The organism is Campylobacter concisus (genome assembly GCF_902460875.1).
GTDB lineage: Bacteria > Campylobacterota > Campylobacteria > Campylobacterales > Campylobacteraceae > Campylobacter_A > Campylobacter_A concisus_AA.
The window spans coordinates 88,482-102,804 of record NZ_CABPVR010000008.1 but is presented as its reverse complement, the minus strand read 5'-3'; the positions used below and the strand labels follow the sequence as shown (position 1 = coordinate 102,804).

Sequence of the window (14,323 nt, the reverse complement as noted above, 5' to 3'; positions counted from 1 at the left end):
TTGTAAATCTTTTAACATAAAATCATATTTAAATTTTTATCTTTGAACTCTTTACTAAAATTTTATTTTATAAAGACGATATTTGTTTCAAATATCTTATAAATTTCAAAGGATTTGAGATGATAGGTAGCGTAAAGGGAGTTGGCACAAATTTTTATGTTGGCTCGCAAAGTAGTAGAGCACAAGAGCTTGACACCAATAACTTTAAACCCAATATAGACAAAAATTCTTTAAATGATTTATCTAGCGATTTGGTTGATGAACGAAAAAGTCATACCGATACTAGAGGTGAGCCAATAAATTTAAATGAAACAAATACGATAAACTTTCAAAAAAATAGCGAGAATCTAACATTTGCTAGCAATTTCTCACTCTCAGGCATAGCTGCTAATGGCAAGATAAGTATCTGGGGCAAGCTCATGGGATATGACAAACAAGTCAGCCAAGATGAGATAAATGATCTCAAAAATTTTATCAACCAGACCAAAGCACTTGGCTTTGGCAGAGCTCACGAGGAGATCATAGGATATTATCCAACAGATGTTGATCTCTTTGCAAAAGAGTATACATCAAAACTTGATAACACACTTCTTGGGCTTGGTCACAAGAGCCACGTGGAAGGGTTTGAGATACTCGATAAGGACCTAAGCATAGATGAGTTTAAAGATAAGTGGATTGATTATGCGCTTAGGCAGTATCTTGGCGAAAGAGCCGGTGTAGAAAGCATTACAATAGGCAAAAAGGCTATCTCAATGCTAACAAGCACTAATAAGCCGCCAATTGAGTACCAGACGCTACAAAATATAAATTTTACTGACGAAGAGAGCAGACAGAGATTTCTTATGCTTATGAAAGCTGGCATGAAGAGCGGGGCGGATTTTAAAGAGGTGGTAGAGGGCGTGCTCTCGCTTTATAATGTACAAAATACGGACAAACTTGATGGTAACAAGGTCTATGCTTCAGTGATCGGACGAAGCGAGAAATTAACTACTTACGACATCAACAAAGATGAGAAATTTGCCTATCTTAAGGAGCTAATGCAGCTTGAGAAAAACGGAGTTGATATACTAAAACTAATGGAAAAAGTGGAGCAAAAACAGAAATTAGATATAAAAGTATAGGCTAAATTTAGTTTTTTTGCACCGCTTATCTTTATGATTTTAGTTATAAGAGGCTCTTTTTACTTGGTTTAAATTTTTAAATGATAGAATCTTGATTTCTATTATTAAAATTACGGAGAACTCGTGAGAAAGCTACTTTGGCTAAATCCCGTTGTAAAAAATATGTATGACTTCTCTGCATTAAAAGAGCTTTTGCAAAATAAGGGCTTTGACATAGTAGAGTGCGAAAAAGATCACGTTTGTGATGTCAAAAATTCATATAAAAATTTATGCTCTAAAGGCATAGTTTTAGACAGTCGCTGTCCAAGAGCTGTAAATTTTATAAGATCGAATTTCAAAGATTTTTCAAACAATATTTCAAACTTAAATCCCATTTTAATTGAAAGCGCCATTGAACTTAGCTCAAAGCTAAAAGAAAATGAGTGGCTTTATACAACAACGCCTTGTGAGGACTTGGCTGAGCTTGGAAATTCTTTAAAATTAGAGCGAACTACATTTTTAACATGGAAAAATTTTAAAGAGCTAAACGATATAAATTTACAAATAAGCAAAATAGAATCAAGCCCGATCCCACCTGGATTTTTTGAAAATTTAGGCATAAAAACACTAAGCTTATGCAGTAAAGAAAAGATACAAAACGCATTTTCATATAAATTTAGCGAGCTTAAAAACTATCAGATCATCGAGCTTTTGTACTGTGAAAACGGCTGTCACAATGGAGATGGGCTGTGATAGAAATTTTTAAAAAGAGCATTTTGATCCTAGTGATCTTTGCTCTCTGGCAGGTCGTTTGTGAGCTAGAAATTTTCACGCCCTATATCTTGCCAAGTCCTATTACGACACTTAAAACGATGTTTGACATGAGCTTAAGCGGTGAGCTAATAACGCATGTGATGATTAGTTTTAAGCGTATATTTGTTGGCTATATTTTGGCTTTTGTTTTGGCATTTGCTTTTGGCGGAGTGGCGGCGCTATTTCCAAAAGCTAGCATTTATTATGAGTGGATACTAGGGTTTTTTAGAAATGTTCCACCACTTAGCCTTATTGCTATTTTGGTACTTTGGTTTGGTATAAACGAAACACCAAAAATTATTATTATCATCTTAGCATCGTTTTTTCCAATGTTTTTAAGTATTTCAAAAGGGCTAACTAGCTGCGATGTGAAGCTTATTGAAGTTGGTAAAATTTTTTGTTTTAGTAAATTTGAAATTTTTTACAAAATCATCCTAAAAAATGCCATAAAAGATATTTTTGTCGGTATGCGCATAGGTTTTGGCTACGCTATGCGAGCGATTGTGGGAGCGGAGATGATCGCAGCTTCTAGCGGGCTAGGCTATCTTATACTTGACGCTGAGGAGCTTTCGTGCGCAGATAGGATATTTGTTGGCATATTTACAATAGGAATTTGTGGCGTACTCATAGATAGGATATTTTTGTTTTTGATATCTAAATTTAGCCTTTTGCGAAGTGAAAAATGATAGAAATTTTAAATTTATCCAAGTATTTTTTTATTAATGGCAAGCGTATCGATGTTTTAAAAGAGCTAAATTTAACTATAAAAAAATATAAGATCACTGTAATACTTGGCAGAAGTGGTTGCGGTAAAACGACTCTTTTAAGGCTTATTGCTGGACTTGAGGGCGTAAGCCTAGGCGAGATAAATTTTAAAGAGCAAACAAAGATCGGCTTTGTCTTTCAAGAGCCTAGGCTAATGCCCTTTTTAAATGTCTATGAAAATATCGTATTTGCGCTTAAAAAGTGCGAGATAGACGAGGCAAAGATAGACAGGCTCATATCGATGATAGGGCTTAATGACTTTAAATTTGCCGCTGTTTCGCAGCTATCTGGCGGCATGAGTTCGCGTGTTTCTCTTGCAAGAGTGCTAGCATATGAAGCAAATTTGATCCTTATGGATGAGCCATTTGCGGCACTTGATGCTTTTACGAGAGCCAGCATGCAGGCTGAAATTTTAAAGCTCCAAGCCGGCAAAACCATCATTTTTGTCACTCATAATGTCGATGAAGCCCTATATTTAGCAGATGAGATAATTTTGCTTGAAAAAGGCGGGATGAAATCAAATTATGATCTATCAAATCTAGCTAAGCCAAGAGATTTGCTTTGCGATGAGCTAATAAATTTAAAACGCAAAATTTTGAGCGAAATTTAGCATTTTATAAAATGATAATTAAAACCAAAACGAAGCAAAAAGTTATATAATTTGAAAAATTTTTAAAGGAGTAAATATGAGAAAGTTTTTTAAGATTTTGTGTGCAGCCTCTTTGCTTTGTCTAGTCGCAAACGCAAGTGAGCTAGATAAGATCGGCATGACCTACGTCAAATCGCCGCTAAATGTCCCCTCAATCGTCGATAAATTTAAAGGCTTTTATGCTAAATCTTTTGGCATGCCAGTCGAGTACTCCGAGATCACCTCAGGTGCGAAACAAACGCAAGCACTCGCTTCAAACTCACTTCAGTTTTTAAATTGTGTTGGCGGAACTTCAGTCATACTTGCCGCGGCAAATAAAGCTGACATAAAGATCATAAGTGCATATTCAAGAGCACCTGAAGCTTTTGCGATATTTGCTAAAGATAAAGGCATAAAAACTGCTAAAGACTTAAAAGGTAAAAAAATAGCAGGCCCAAAAGGCACGATCTTAAACGAGCTTTTGGTGAGATACCTAGCTCTTGGCGGACTTAGCATAAATGACGTAGAGTTCGTTTCTATGGGCATCCCAGCTGCACAAGCTGCACTTGAAAATGGTAGCGTCGATGCAGCACTTCTTGCTGGACCAGCTGCTTATAATGCTAAAAAATCAGGACTTAGTGTCGTAACAACAGGCAAGGGCGTCATCACTCCAGTCATCGTCACTGCCACAAGCGGAGAATTTTACAAAAAGCATAAAGATCTAGTTGAAAAATTTAAAAAGGCTCAAGATGAAATTTTAGCTTTTATGAAAGCAAATGAGGAAGAGGCATTAAAATTTACGGCTGAAGAGACCGGGCTTAGCATAGAGGCGGTAAAGAGCATGTATCCTCAGTATGACTTTAGTCCAAAGATCACGCCTGAAGATATAAAAGCACTTGAGGCCACGCAAGAATTTATGCTTGAGAGCAAGATGATTGAACAAAAAGTAGATATAAAATCGCTTCTAATAGATTAAACAAAAAGGGCAAAATTTGCCCTTTTATCCTAAAACTTATAATCAAAAATTTACTAAATTTTAGTTCACGTATTTAAAAATCAAAGCTGACTAGGCGTATCAAAAAGGTTTAAATTATAAAGCGAAATTAGCATTAAGCAAAAATATAGCCATTATTTTTTGCATTTTTATTTTGCTATAATAGCCCAAAAATTTAATAGGAAAAAGATATGATCCCATTTAGCGATGAAGAACTTTTAAAACCAGTCAGTGCGAGTTTGCAAAAGGTATTACCGATGCTTGAAAATGATGGCGGTGGCATGGAGCTACTTGGCATAAAAAACGGCAAAATTTATGTAAGACTTACAGGGCATTGTCATGGATGTGCGGCTAGCACAACTACACTAAAATATGGACTCGAAAGACAACTTCGTATGGATATTCACCCAGAGCTTGAGGTCGTAAATATCCCGATTGGCGAGGAATTTGACATTGATAGATTATAAAAAAACAGGCATTAAATACTTCAAACGTTCTAAATTTAAAGAAGCGATCTTTTACTTCTCTCTAGCTTACGAAAAGACACAGGATAAAAATTTACTATTTTTGATACAAATTTGCTCCCTTGGCGAGAAAAATGCAGAGGAAGCAAAACTTTTATTTGACTATTTTATGGATAAACTAAGAGCTGGCGAAGATGATGAAGGAATGGATGAAATTTTAAAAATTTTAGAATCAAGATTGGCTAGCGATGAGTATTTTGAAGAGCAAGACGCGATCAGCTACGAGGACTTTAAAAAGGCTGTTTATAAGGACGGCAGCTTCAAAAAGGTCTTTGAAAATATCATGTTTTCAACCAAGGTCATGATTTCAAACAAAGATGATTTTTTAGAATTTTTAGGAAATTTGATAAAAAATGACTTTATCGAAATGAGTATAAACTATCTTGAGAGTGCAGCGGTGATGTTTGGCGGTGATGAGCGCATAGATCAGCTTTTTAGAGAGATACAAAAAAGACAAAACGATGAGAATATCAGTAGAAAATAGCTTCATAACAGATGACTCAAACGAGTGCGAAAATGGCTCATTTTTCGTGCAAACTGCTGCAAACGCAAAATTTGCGGAGGCAGCGGTAAAAAATGGCGCAAAGATAATCAGCCTTGAAGAGTGTAAAAAGCTTTTAAAGATCGATGAAAGCTTAAAGATAGTTGGCATCACAGGTACAAATGGCAAGACCACAACAGCTGCTGCTATCTATGAGACTTTACGAAATTTAGGTAAAAAATGCGGGCTAAGTGGCACAAGAGGGGCATTTATAGAGGGCAAGCAGATAGATGATAAGGCGCTTACGACAAGTGCTATTTTAAGGACTCTTTCATACCTCAAAGCAGCTAGCGAGCAAGGCTGCGAGTACTTCGTGATGGAGGTTAGCTCGCATGCGATCGCCCAAAAACGCATCGAGAGCTTGAAATTTGCTCTAAAAATTTTTACAAATTTGACTCAAGACCACCTCGACTACCACAAGAGCATGGAGGAGTACGCTAGGGTAAAGTCGAGCTTTTTTGATGATGATTGCATGAAGCTTATAAATGCTGATGATAATGGCATTAAATTTAATCCAAAAAACGCTTATACGTATTCGCTCAAAAAGCCAGCCAGCTTTGCGCCGGTAGTTTATGGGCTAAAGGGCGGCATAGACGCGGTTATCAAGACGCCAAATGGCGATGTGGAGATAGACTCAAGCCTTCAAGGCGAGTTTAATCTTTACAACCTAATTGCAGCCCTTGGCGCTGTTTGCTTGCTAGAGCGTCCAGACGCGACCGCGCTTTCAAAGGCGATAAGTAAATTTAAAGGGGTTAGCGGCAGGATGGAGGTTGTAAGCACTGATCCACTAGTCATTGTAGACTTTGCTCATACTCCAGATGGCATAGAAAAGGTGCTAAACTCGCTTAGACATCTAAATTTGATCGCAGTCTTTGGTGCAGGCGGCGACAGAGATAGGACAAAGCGCCCTAAAATGGGAGCAATAGCCCAAAAATACGCAAGAATTTGCATAGTCACTAGTGACAATCCAAGAAGCGAAGAGCCAGAGAGCATAATCGATGAAATTTGCGCTGGCATGAGCCAAAATGAAAATTTGATACGAAACGCCAACCGCAAAGAGGCGATCGCGCTAGCCATTAGCAAGCTAGAGCCTGGCTGGGCGCTTGTCATACTTGGCAAAGGCGACGAGCCATATCAAGAGATAAAGGGCGTCAAGCATCCATTTAGCGACAAAGAAGTGGTAATTGAACTTTTAAAGAGGTAAAAATGAATATAGAAATTTTAGCTAGTAAGATCCACAGAGCCGTCGTAACAGACGCAAATTTAAACTATGTTGGCTCGATCAGCATCGGCGAGGAGCTTATAAAAGCTGCAAATTTGATAGAAAATCAAAAGGTTGAAATTTTAGACGTAAATAATGGCGAGAGATTTGCCACCTACGTGATAAAGGGCAAAAAAGGCGAAATTTGCCTAAATGGCGCAGCTGCGAGAAAGGTCTGCGTAGGAGACGTGGTCATCATCGTGGCTTACGCTAGCATGAAATTTAAAAAGGCTAAGAAATTTAAGCCAACCATCGTGCACGTAAATAACAAAAACGAGATCATAAAGGAGTAGGCGATGTTTGAGGGATTTGACTTTTCAAAGATGGGGCAGATGCTTGAGGATGTGCAAAGACAGGCCAAGCAGATAGAAGAAGAGAGCAAAAATAAAGAATTTGGCGCAAAAAGCGGCGGCGGACTAGTGAGCGTTAGAGCAAACGGCAGCGGCGAGATACTTGATATCAGCATAGATGATAGCTTGCTTGAAGATAAAGAGAGTATGCAAATTTTGCTAATAAGCGCCGTGAATGACGTGCTAAAATCAGTTGAGGCTGACAAGAAAAATACCGCTTCAAGGATGCTTGGCGGTCTTGCTTCGATGGGGATAAAATGAGACTAAATTATAAATTTGCCTTTGCTTTTTTGCTATCAGCGCTTTGCTTAAATGCCGATCCTAGGCCTACGCAAGAGGACTTTAACGCCTGCTTTGAAAAGAACAAAAACTCAATCGTCTCGGTAAATAAACACTTTGGCGTGGCTATCACTAAAAATTTGATCGCAGTGCCAAAAAGCGAAGGAGCACCACTTGGCGAATATGTCAAATTTGACCCATATTTGCAGCTCTTTTTGGTTCGCTCTAGCAAGGAGTTAAGCCCTGTTGTGATGGCTGATGAGACCAACGAGGAGCGCATCAAAAAAAGCACTTGGGTTGGAATTTTAAATGACTCTAACAACACCGTCATGGGACATATCAAGTCTTTAGGGCAAAATTTAGGCGATTTTGATACGCTAAGCTTCGAGTATAACGCAACTGGCGAGATAAACACACCTTGTTGCAAGATGATAGGTATAGCCGTTGGAGCTGATAAATTTATACCAAATCGCTACCTAAAGCACTTTGTATCTTATGATGACGTCTATTACGGCGATATCGGCGTGAAGTTCTTGCAAAAAGAGGATAAATTTTTTGTGGGTCTTGTTGATCCTTTGGGTCGCGGTAAGATGATGATGGTCGATGATGAGCTTGTGAGTGTAAATGGCATCAAGCCAAAGAGCCTAAGAGAGCTAAATGAAATGGTGCTTTTTGCTCCAAAGGGCGCAAAGCTTGACATCATCGTGAAGCGCGATAAGCAAGAAATGCTCTTTCAGGTGCCAGTAAGTGGGGATGTGAAATTTAACCAAAGCCTCGATGTAGACGCCCCTTCAAGCCTTGATATACCAAATTTCAACATCATGCCAAAAGAGCCACAAACAATGCTTGATGATAAGATTTTAGTGGATTATGGTATCACGGTGGATAAAAATTTAGTCGTTACCAAGGTCGAGCCAAAGTCGAATGCAGAAATTTTTGGCATCAAGATCGGTGATAAAATTTTGGGTTTTGATAAACAGAGCGTGAGTAGTCGTGAAGAGCTTTTAGAGAAGCTTGGTGAATTAAAAAATTTTACGCTTCTATTTACTAGAAATGACTTTCAGTTTTTTGCAAGAGTGCCAAAATGAGCCTACTTGAGGACTTTGTAAAATTTCTAAACGCAAATTTGCCAAAGGCTCCTAGCTTTCACCCTTATTATGAGGAGGCGCTTGGCGTTATGCTAAAGGCTGGAGGGAAACACTTTAGGGCGCTTTTGCTTCTTGGTGTGGTAGAAAGTGTGGATAAAAGCCTCACGCAAAAGGCCATGAGAGTGGCTTTGGGACTTGAGATGATGCACACTTATTCGCTCATCCATGATGATCTGCCTTCGATGGATAACGCAAGCCTTAGACGCGGTACACCAACGCTTCACGTAACCTACGACGAGACAACTGCGATACTTGTAGGAGATGCGTTAAATACGCATGCTTTTTATGAAATTTCACGCGCTGATTTACCAGCCGACATGCGTATAAAATGCGTGGAAATTTTAAGCGAAAATGCTGGTGTTAGCGGCATGGTACTAGGTCAGGCGCTTGATTGTTTTTTTGAAAATACAAACAAAGAGGACATCAAAAGAGCAAAGGCTAAATTTGGCCTCTCTGGCAAGATGCTAAGCCTTGATGAGCTAGTCTTTTTACACATCCACAAAACCGCAAAGCTGATCGCTGCAAGCCTAAAAATGGGCGCTGTGATAGTAAATTTAGACGAAACAGAGTGCGAGAAAATTTATGATATCGGACTAAAGCTCGGCCTTGCTTTTCAGATACAAGATGACATCATCGATCTTACAAGCGACGAGGCGGCCGCTGGAAAGCCTGTGCATAACGACTTAGCTAAAAACTCATTTACAAATTTACTAGGTCTATCTGGCGCAAAAAAGAAAAAAGATGAGCTAATTTGCGAGATAGAAGAGGCACTAAAACAGATAGATGCAAACATCGCAAAGATGATCTTAGAGCTTACGGATAAACACCTTAGATAAAAGCTAGAAATTTCTAGCTTTTTACTACTAAAAATTTAAAAAATTTATATTACTATTTAGACATTTTGGACAAAAATGCAAGGCAAGTTTTAATCACTTTTTTGTATAATCTAGCGCAATAAAAGGAGATCATATGCTAAAAAAACAAGCCGATACTATAAGATTTTTGTGCGCTGATATGGTGCAAAACGCTAACAGCGGACACCCAGGTGCTCCTATGGGTTTAGCTGATATTATGGTGGTTTTAAGCAACTTTTTAAAACATAACCCTAAAAATCCAAAATGGCTAAACAGAGATAGGCTCGTTTTTAGCGGCGGTCACGCATCAAGCTTGGTCTATAGCTTCTTGCACCTAAGCGGCTACGATCTAAGCTTAGATGAGCTTAAGAAATTTCGCCAACTTGGCTCAAACACTCCAGGGCACCCAGAAATTCACACTCCAGGCGTTGAGATGGCTACTGGCCCACTTGGTCAGGGCGTGGCAAATGCAGTTGGCCTAGCAATGGCAGAAAAATACGCTGCAAACGTGCTAAATGAGCCAGACAATAAAATAATAGATCATAAAATTTACTGCCTTTGCGGCGACGGCGACTTAGAAGAGGGCATAAGCTACGAGGCATGTTCGGTGGCTGGAAATTTAAGACTAGACAATCTTGTGCTCATCTACGACTCAAACAACATCACGATCGAAGGCGACACAGCGATAGCATTTAGCGAGGATGTCAAGGCGAGGTTTGAGGCGCAGGGCTGGGAGGTCGCACGCATCGACGGACACGACTATAACCAGATCGAATTCGCACTTGAGCAAGCAAGCGAGAAAGAGTCACCATATCTAATCATCGCAAACACACACATAGCACGTGGCGCAATGGAGCTTGAGGGCAGCCACCACAGCCACGGCGCACCACTTGGCGAGGAGATCATCAAAAAGGCAAAGGTCGCAGCTGACTTTAACCCTGAGAAGAAATTTGCCATTGACGAGGACGTGCTTTTAAGATTTAGAGGTGCGGTTGAAAAGGGTGATTTAGAAGAGGCTATGTGGAACAAAAAGGTCGAGGCGCTAAGTGCTGAGGGCAAAAATTTACTAAACTCACTTCTTAATCCAGACTTTAACAAGCTCGAATTTCCAGACTTTAGCGACAAAAAGCTAGCTACAAGAGATACAAACCACGTCATTTTAAATGAGATAGCAAAAAAACTTCCTGGCTTTATCGGCGGTAGCGCTGACCTTGCTCCGTCAAACAAGACCGAGCTAAAGGGCATGGGTGACTTCCCAAATGGTAAAAATATCCACTACGGCATCAGAGAGCACGCCATGGCAGCTATAAACAACGGTATCGCCAGATACGGCCTTTTCTTGCCATTTTCAGCGACATTTTTCATCTTTAGTGACTATCTAAAGCCAAGTGCAAGGATAGCAGCGCTCATGGGCATCAAGCACTTTTTTATATTTACGCACGATAGTATTGGCGTTGGTGAAGATGGTCCTACGCATCAACCAATCGAGCAGCTTAGCACATTTAGAGCTATGCCAAATTTCTATACTTTCCGCCCGGCTGACGGTAACGAAAACGCAGCTAGCTGGCAAGCGGCTCTAAATTTAAATGCTCCAAGTGCCTTTGTGCTTAGCCGTCAAGGGCTTGATCCTCTCACTAAAGGAGAATTTGGTGGTGTTAGCAACGGCGCATATCTTTTAAGCTCGGTAAAAGAAGCAAAGATCACATTTATAGCAAGCGGTAGCGAGGTCTCACTCTGTGTAAAAGCAGCTGAAATTCTTAGCCAACAAGGCATTGGCGCAAACATTGTATCAGCGCCTTGTTTTGACCTGCTTTGCGAGCAGCCAGCTGAGTATGTTGCTAGAATTTTAGATAAAAACACGACGATCATCGCAGTTGAAGCTGCAACTGGCTATGAGTGGTATAAATTTGCCGATGCAGTTTATGGCATGAACAGCTTTGGCGCCAGCGGCAAGGCGAACGAGCTATTTGATCACTTTGGATTTACTCCACAAAAACTTGCAAATTTTGCTAGCGAACTTATATAAATTTAATCTTGGGGAGTAAAATCCCCAACTGCAATCTAAAATCAAAAAAGGCATTTTATGGAAATTTCTCATGTTATTGTTTTGGCCTTAGTGCAAGGCATAAGCGAATTTTTGCCCATTTCAAGCTCGGCTCATCTTATCTTGGTGCCAAAGCTACTTGGCTGGCCAGATCAAGGTCTTGCTTTTGATGTGGCAGTGCACGTTGGTACGTTAAGTGCGATACTTTTTTATTTTAAAGATACGATTTTTAAGCTACTTCGTGACTTTTTTGCCTCGATCGCACAACGAAAGATGGTAGGCGATAGCTTGCTTGTCTGGTGCGTGGGCTTTGCTACCATTCCAGTTGGGATCTTTGGGCTTTTATTTAACAACATTATCGAAGAATACGCAAGAAGCGGCGTTGTGATCGCTATTACTACGATCGTCTTTGGCATAGCACTTTACTTTGCTGATCTTCGCTCATCAAACAAAAGCGAATATGAAATGACCATAAAATTTGCGCTTATTATTGGCCTTGCTCAAGCTGTGGCGCTCATCCCTGGCGTCTCAAGATCAGGTGTGACGATGACAGCAGCCTTATTTTTAGGTTTTAGCCATAAGGGCAGTGCAAATTTCTCATTTTTGATGTCGATCCCAGTCATCATCCTAGCTGGCGGCCTAGAGAGCTTAAAGCTCATAAAAGACCCAAATGCTTTGCCATGGAGCGATATCGCCCTTGGTGTCATTATAAGTGCTGTTAGTGCTTATCTCTGCGTTAAGCTATTTATGGGTATTATCTCAAGGATTAGGATGCTTCCTTTTGTCATCTACCGCTTGATTTTGGGGACATTTTTACTTTATCTATTTTTATGATTTAAAGCTTTAAAAAAGTAAAAGCCAAGTGTGGAGAAATTTTTCACACTTGGCAAGAATATGTAGTGCGAGTATCTTTCAGGAAAAATTTCAAGATAAGCTTGGTAATTTAATCCTCTTTTTTATCTTTTTTAATAACATTTAACAGATCTTTTGCAGCTTGATAAGCCCTATCTCCAAATTTCTTGGCTTCTGATTTGATGTCAATTTGTTTGATGTCTTCAAATTTTTCATTGGCTTTCTTCTCAAGATTAGCGATCTCTTGTTTGATCTCTTCAATTTTATCATTTGTATCAAAATTTAGTTTTAGCTTTTTACTCTTGTCATTTAGCTCTTGTTTTAGGGCTTCAAATTTATTATTTGCCTCGCTCATAAGCTTTGCCATACCGTTTGACTTTAATTCTTCTATCCTTGAAATAATCTGCTCTCTTGCTTGATCGCTAATGCGTTTAAATTTTGCTAGGTTTGTATCTAGCTCGCTATTTATCACATTTTCGATCTCATTTCTTGCTACACCTTCAAATTCCTTTTCAAGTTCCCTAAGCAAGGTTATAAATTCTTCATCGATATTTTTTAAGTTTAGTAGTTGTGAGTTTAGCCTAAGCTCATCTGGAGCAAATTTTGCCTCATCTTTAAGCTTTTCTATGGCTCTTAAAATGCCATCTCTTGTACCACTTATCGCTCCACTTATCAACTCTTTTGCAAAGATATGACCCTCATCTGCTAAATTTGCTGCTGCTATGATGATGTTTTTTGAAATTTCAAGTATCCGCTCTTTGCTAAACTCTCCTCCAATTATCGCAACATAGGTCATATTTTTAGCTATCGCACCAGCTGTTTCCTCGACATCTTTTGCACCTTCAAGAGTTGTCAAAAATGCGATTTGAGCACTTTCTTTTAAGATACCAAGAAGCCTTGTTTCTCTAATGATCGCATTATTTAAAAGCTCTAAAATTTCCTCTTTTTCACTAAAATTTCTATCTTTTACGACTTCTTCAGCTGCTTCAAATGAAATTTTGAGCCTATTTTTTATCTCCTCACGTTTTGCTTCTATTGCACGATTTAGCTCATCTTTTTTATCAAGTAGCTCGTAAAGTGCTTTTTCCTCAGCACCGACAATGGCCTGATTTATTCCCTCCATGGCACTTTTTAGATTTTTTGCGTTTATGAGATCTTCTTTGTTCATTTTGTCATAAAGCTCATTCATTTTAGCCTTTAAAATTTCTGGCAAAGCATTTATATCTTTGTTTGCAGCATCTTGAAAGAAGTTATTGCAAAGAGCTTTTATGCTTATTAATAAGCCATCGCTGCTTTTATAATCATGTAAATTTTGTTCTAAATTATTCATATTTTTTACCTTATAAAACGTATTTTGCTTCGTGTTTTAGTGCTGAAAATATCTCTAGCCTCTCTTCTTCGCTTAAAACAAGTACGGCTAAGTCATAGCTAGCGTACTTTTTATCTTTGCTAAATTTTGAAAAAACTAGCTTAAATTCTCTATCTTTTACTATCTCTTTTACCTTTTCTTCTACATTGACATCTGCATCAAATATTATTTTATATTCCCAATGCGTTGGGTAATCAATTTTTGCTTTTTTGTTATTTAGATCGCATATACTCGCCACTTTTTCCTCCTGTTTTACTCTCTAATACAATATTACTTATTTCCATGCTTTTATCTATAGCTTTTACCATATCATAAATGGTCAAAAGTCCCACGCTTACGCCAGTTAATGCCTCCATCTCAACGCCTGTTTTACCCTCTATTTTTACACTCACATAAAGCTTAAAAGCACAAATTTCAGATAGCTCTTCGATATCACAATCCACACCTAAAATAGCTAGTGGATGGCACATCGGGATTAGCTCGCTTGTCTTTTTTGCTCCCATTATCGCAGCGACGACAGCAGTTTGGATGACCGGACCTTTTTTACCAGTATTTTCTTTTATCGCTCTAAAGGCCTCTTTGCTCATTTTGATGATCCCGCTAGCAGTTGCCACTCTTTTTGTAGGATCTTTTGGGCTCACATCGACCATTTTTGGACGATCTTTCTCATCTAAATGCGTTAGCATTATCTCTCCTTTTTTGGCGGATTATAGCCTATTTAAACAAATTTAAATTATCAATAGGTTTAAGCTAAAAATATACCAAATACATAAATTTAAGCTTTTTACTTAAATACTAAAG

At 38.8% G+C, this 14,323-nt stretch carries 17 protein-coding genes; 14 read left to right on the top strand and 3 right to left on the bottom strand.

Translation table 11 applies throughout. The features are described from left to right. The first annotated feature begins 119 nt into the window (after positions 1–119). The 14 genes from F3H01_RS06195 to F3H01_RS06130 all read left to right on the top strand — a co-directional run bounded on the left by F3H01_RS06195 (position 120) and on the right by F3H01_RS06130 (position 12,135). A complete protein-coding gene (locus F3H01_RS06195) occupies positions 120–1,121 on the top strand; it encodes a Cj0814-related protein (RefSeq protein ID WP_149725206.1) in 1,002 nt (333 codons plus the stop codon). A 123-nt stretch (positions 1,122–1,244) separates the two neighbouring features. Further along, positions 1,245–1,853, top strand: coding sequence for a hypothetical protein (locus tag F3H01_RS06190; protein ID WP_149725205.1), 609 nt, complete (start codon positions 1,245–1,247; stop codon positions 1,851–1,853). Continuing rightward, the gene (locus F3H01_RS06185) at positions 1,850–2,599 is read left to right on the top strand and encodes an ABC transporter permease (RefSeq protein ID WP_149725204.1); all 750 of its coding nucleotides are present in this window, start codon (positions 1,850–1,852) and stop codon (positions 2,597–2,599) included. Before F3H01_RS06190 ends, F3H01_RS06185 begins: the two co-directional genes overlap by 4 nt. After that, positions 2,596–3,288: an ABC transporter ATP-binding protein gene (locus tag F3H01_RS06180; RefSeq protein ID WP_149725203.1), complete on the top strand. Its 693-nt coding sequence runs from the start codon at positions 2,596–2,598 to the stop codon at positions 3,286–3,288. The genes F3H01_RS06185 and F3H01_RS06180 overlap by 4 nt, the downstream gene beginning before the upstream one ends. 76 nt (positions 3,289–3,364) lie before the next feature. Next, entirely contained in the window at positions 3,365–4,282 is a 918-nt protein-coding gene (locus F3H01_RS06175) for an NrtA/SsuA/CpmA family ABC transporter substrate-binding protein (protein WP_148821544.1), read from the top strand. 209 nt (positions 4,283–4,491) lie between these two features. Further along, positions 4,492–4,767, top strand: coding sequence for a NifU family protein (locus F3H01_RS06170; protein ID WP_021091089.1), 276 nt, complete (start codon positions 4,492–4,494; stop codon positions 4,765–4,767). Then, positions 4,754–5,308, top strand: a complete 555-nt coding sequence (locus F3H01_RS06165; RefSeq protein ID WP_149725202.1) for a histidine kinase — start codon at positions 4,754–4,756, stop codon at positions 5,306–5,308. The genes F3H01_RS06170 and F3H01_RS06165 overlap by 14 nt, the downstream gene beginning before the upstream one ends. Next, positions 5,286–6,569: a UDP-N-acetylmuramoyl-L-alanyl-D-glutamate--2,6-diaminopimelate ligase gene (locus F3H01_RS06160; RefSeq protein WP_149725201.1), complete on the top strand. Its 1,284-nt coding sequence runs from the start codon at positions 5,286–5,288 to the stop codon at positions 6,567–6,569. Before F3H01_RS06165 ends, F3H01_RS06160 begins: the two co-directional genes overlap by 23 nt. Before the next feature lie 2 nt (positions 6,570–6,571). Beyond that, positions 6,572–6,919, top strand: coding sequence for an aspartate 1-decarboxylase (gene panD, locus F3H01_RS06155; RefSeq protein ID WP_002941539.1), 348 nt, complete (start codon positions 6,572–6,574; stop codon positions 6,917–6,919). Positions 6,920–6,922: 3 nt separating this feature from the next. Beyond that, entirely contained in the window at positions 6,923–7,237 is a 315-nt protein-coding gene (locus tag F3H01_RS06150; RefSeq protein WP_054197266.1) for a YbaB/EbfC family nucleoid-associated protein, read from the top strand. After that, positions 7,234–8,343, top strand: a complete 1,110-nt coding sequence (locus F3H01_RS06145; RefSeq protein ID WP_149725200.1) for a DUF7488 domain-containing protein — start codon at positions 7,234–7,236, stop codon at positions 8,341–8,343. The genes F3H01_RS06150 and F3H01_RS06145 overlap by 4 nt, the downstream gene beginning before the upstream one ends. Then, positions 8,340–9,239, top strand: coding sequence for a polyprenyl synthetase family protein (locus F3H01_RS06140; protein WP_149725199.1), 900 nt, complete (start codon positions 8,340–8,342; stop codon positions 9,237–9,239). Before F3H01_RS06145 ends, F3H01_RS06140 begins: the two co-directional genes overlap by 4 nt. A 133-nt stretch (positions 9,240–9,372) precedes the next feature. Then, positions 9,373–11,283, top strand: a complete 1,911-nt coding sequence (gene tkt / locus F3H01_RS06135) for a transketolase (protein WP_149725198.1) — start codon at positions 9,373–9,375, stop codon at positions 11,281–11,283. Positions 11,284–11,340: 57 nt separating this feature from the next. Further along, entirely contained in the window at positions 11,341–12,135 is a 795-nt protein-coding gene (locus tag F3H01_RS06130) for an undecaprenyl-diphosphate phosphatase (protein ID WP_149725197.1), read from the top strand. 109 nt (positions 12,136–12,244) lie between these two features. Here F3H01_RS06130 and F3H01_RS06125 read toward each other — a convergent pair whose 3' ends face one another. The 3 genes from F3H01_RS06125 to moaC are packed head-to-tail and all read right to left on the bottom strand — an operon-like array spanning position 12,245 to position 14,211. Next, on the bottom strand, positions 12,245–13,483 hold the full coding sequence (locus F3H01_RS06125; protein WP_021091078.1) for a hypothetical protein: 1,239 nt from the start codon (positions 13,481–13,483) through the stop codon (positions 12,245–12,247). Positions 13,484–13,493: 10 nt separating this feature from the next. Beyond that, positions 13,494–13,760, bottom strand: coding sequence for an HP0495 family protein (locus tag F3H01_RS06120; protein ID WP_021091143.1), 267 nt, complete (start codon positions 13,758–13,760; stop codon positions 13,494–13,496). Continuing rightward, entirely contained in the window at positions 13,735–14,211 is a 477-nt protein-coding gene (gene moaC / locus F3H01_RS06115; RefSeq protein ID WP_178140250.1) for a cyclic pyranopterin monophosphate synthase MoaC, read from the bottom strand. The genes F3H01_RS06120 and moaC overlap by 26 nt, the downstream gene beginning before the upstream one ends. Positions 14,212–14,323: the final 112 nt, after the last annotated feature.

Excerpts from the sequence above, each read along its gene's own strand:
- panD (WP_002941539.1), top strand. The coding sequence starts at position 6,572 with ATGAATATAGAAATTTTAGCTAGTAAGATCCACAGAGCCGTCGTAACA.
- F3H01_RS06195 (WP_149725206.1), top strand. The coding sequence starts at position 120 with ATGATAGGTAGCGTAAAGGGAGTTGGCACAAATTTTTATGTTGGCTCG.
- F3H01_RS06145 (WP_149725200.1), top strand. The coding sequence starts at position 7,234 with ATGAGACTAAATTATAAATTTGCCTTTGCTTTTTTGCTATCAGCGCTT.
- F3H01_RS06150 (WP_054197266.1), top strand. The coding sequence starts at position 6,923 with ATGTTTGAGGGATTTGACTTTTCAAAGATGGGGCAGATGCTTGAGGAT.
- F3H01_RS06130 (WP_149725197.1), top strand. The coding sequence starts at position 11,341 with ATGGAAATTTCTCATGTTATTGTTTTGGCCTTAGTGCAAGGCATAAGC.
- F3H01_RS06180 (WP_149725203.1), top strand. The coding sequence starts at position 2,596 with ATGATAGAAATTTTAAATTTATCCAAGTATTTTTTTATTAATGGCAAG.
- F3H01_RS06125 (WP_021091078.1), bottom strand. The coding sequence starts at position 13,483 with ATGAATAATTTAGAACAAAATTTACATGATTATAAAAGCAGCGATGGC.
- F3H01_RS06160 (WP_149725201.1), top strand. The coding sequence starts at position 5,286 with ATGAGAATATCAGTAGAAAATAGCTTCATAACAGATGACTCAAACGAG.
- tkt (WP_149725198.1), top strand. The coding sequence starts at position 9,373 with ATGCTAAAAAAACAAGCCGATACTATAAGATTTTTGTGCGCTGATATG.
- F3H01_RS06170 (WP_021091089.1), top strand. The coding sequence starts at position 4,492 with ATGATCCCATTTAGCGATGAAGAACTTTTAAAACCAGTCAGTGCGAGT.
- F3H01_RS06140 (WP_149725199.1), top strand. The coding sequence starts at position 8,340 with ATGAGCCTACTTGAGGACTTTGTAAAATTTCTAAACGCAAATTTGCCA.
- F3H01_RS06175 (WP_148821544.1), top strand. The coding sequence starts at position 3,365 with ATGAGAAAGTTTTTTAAGATTTTGTGTGCAGCCTCTTTGCTTTGTCTA.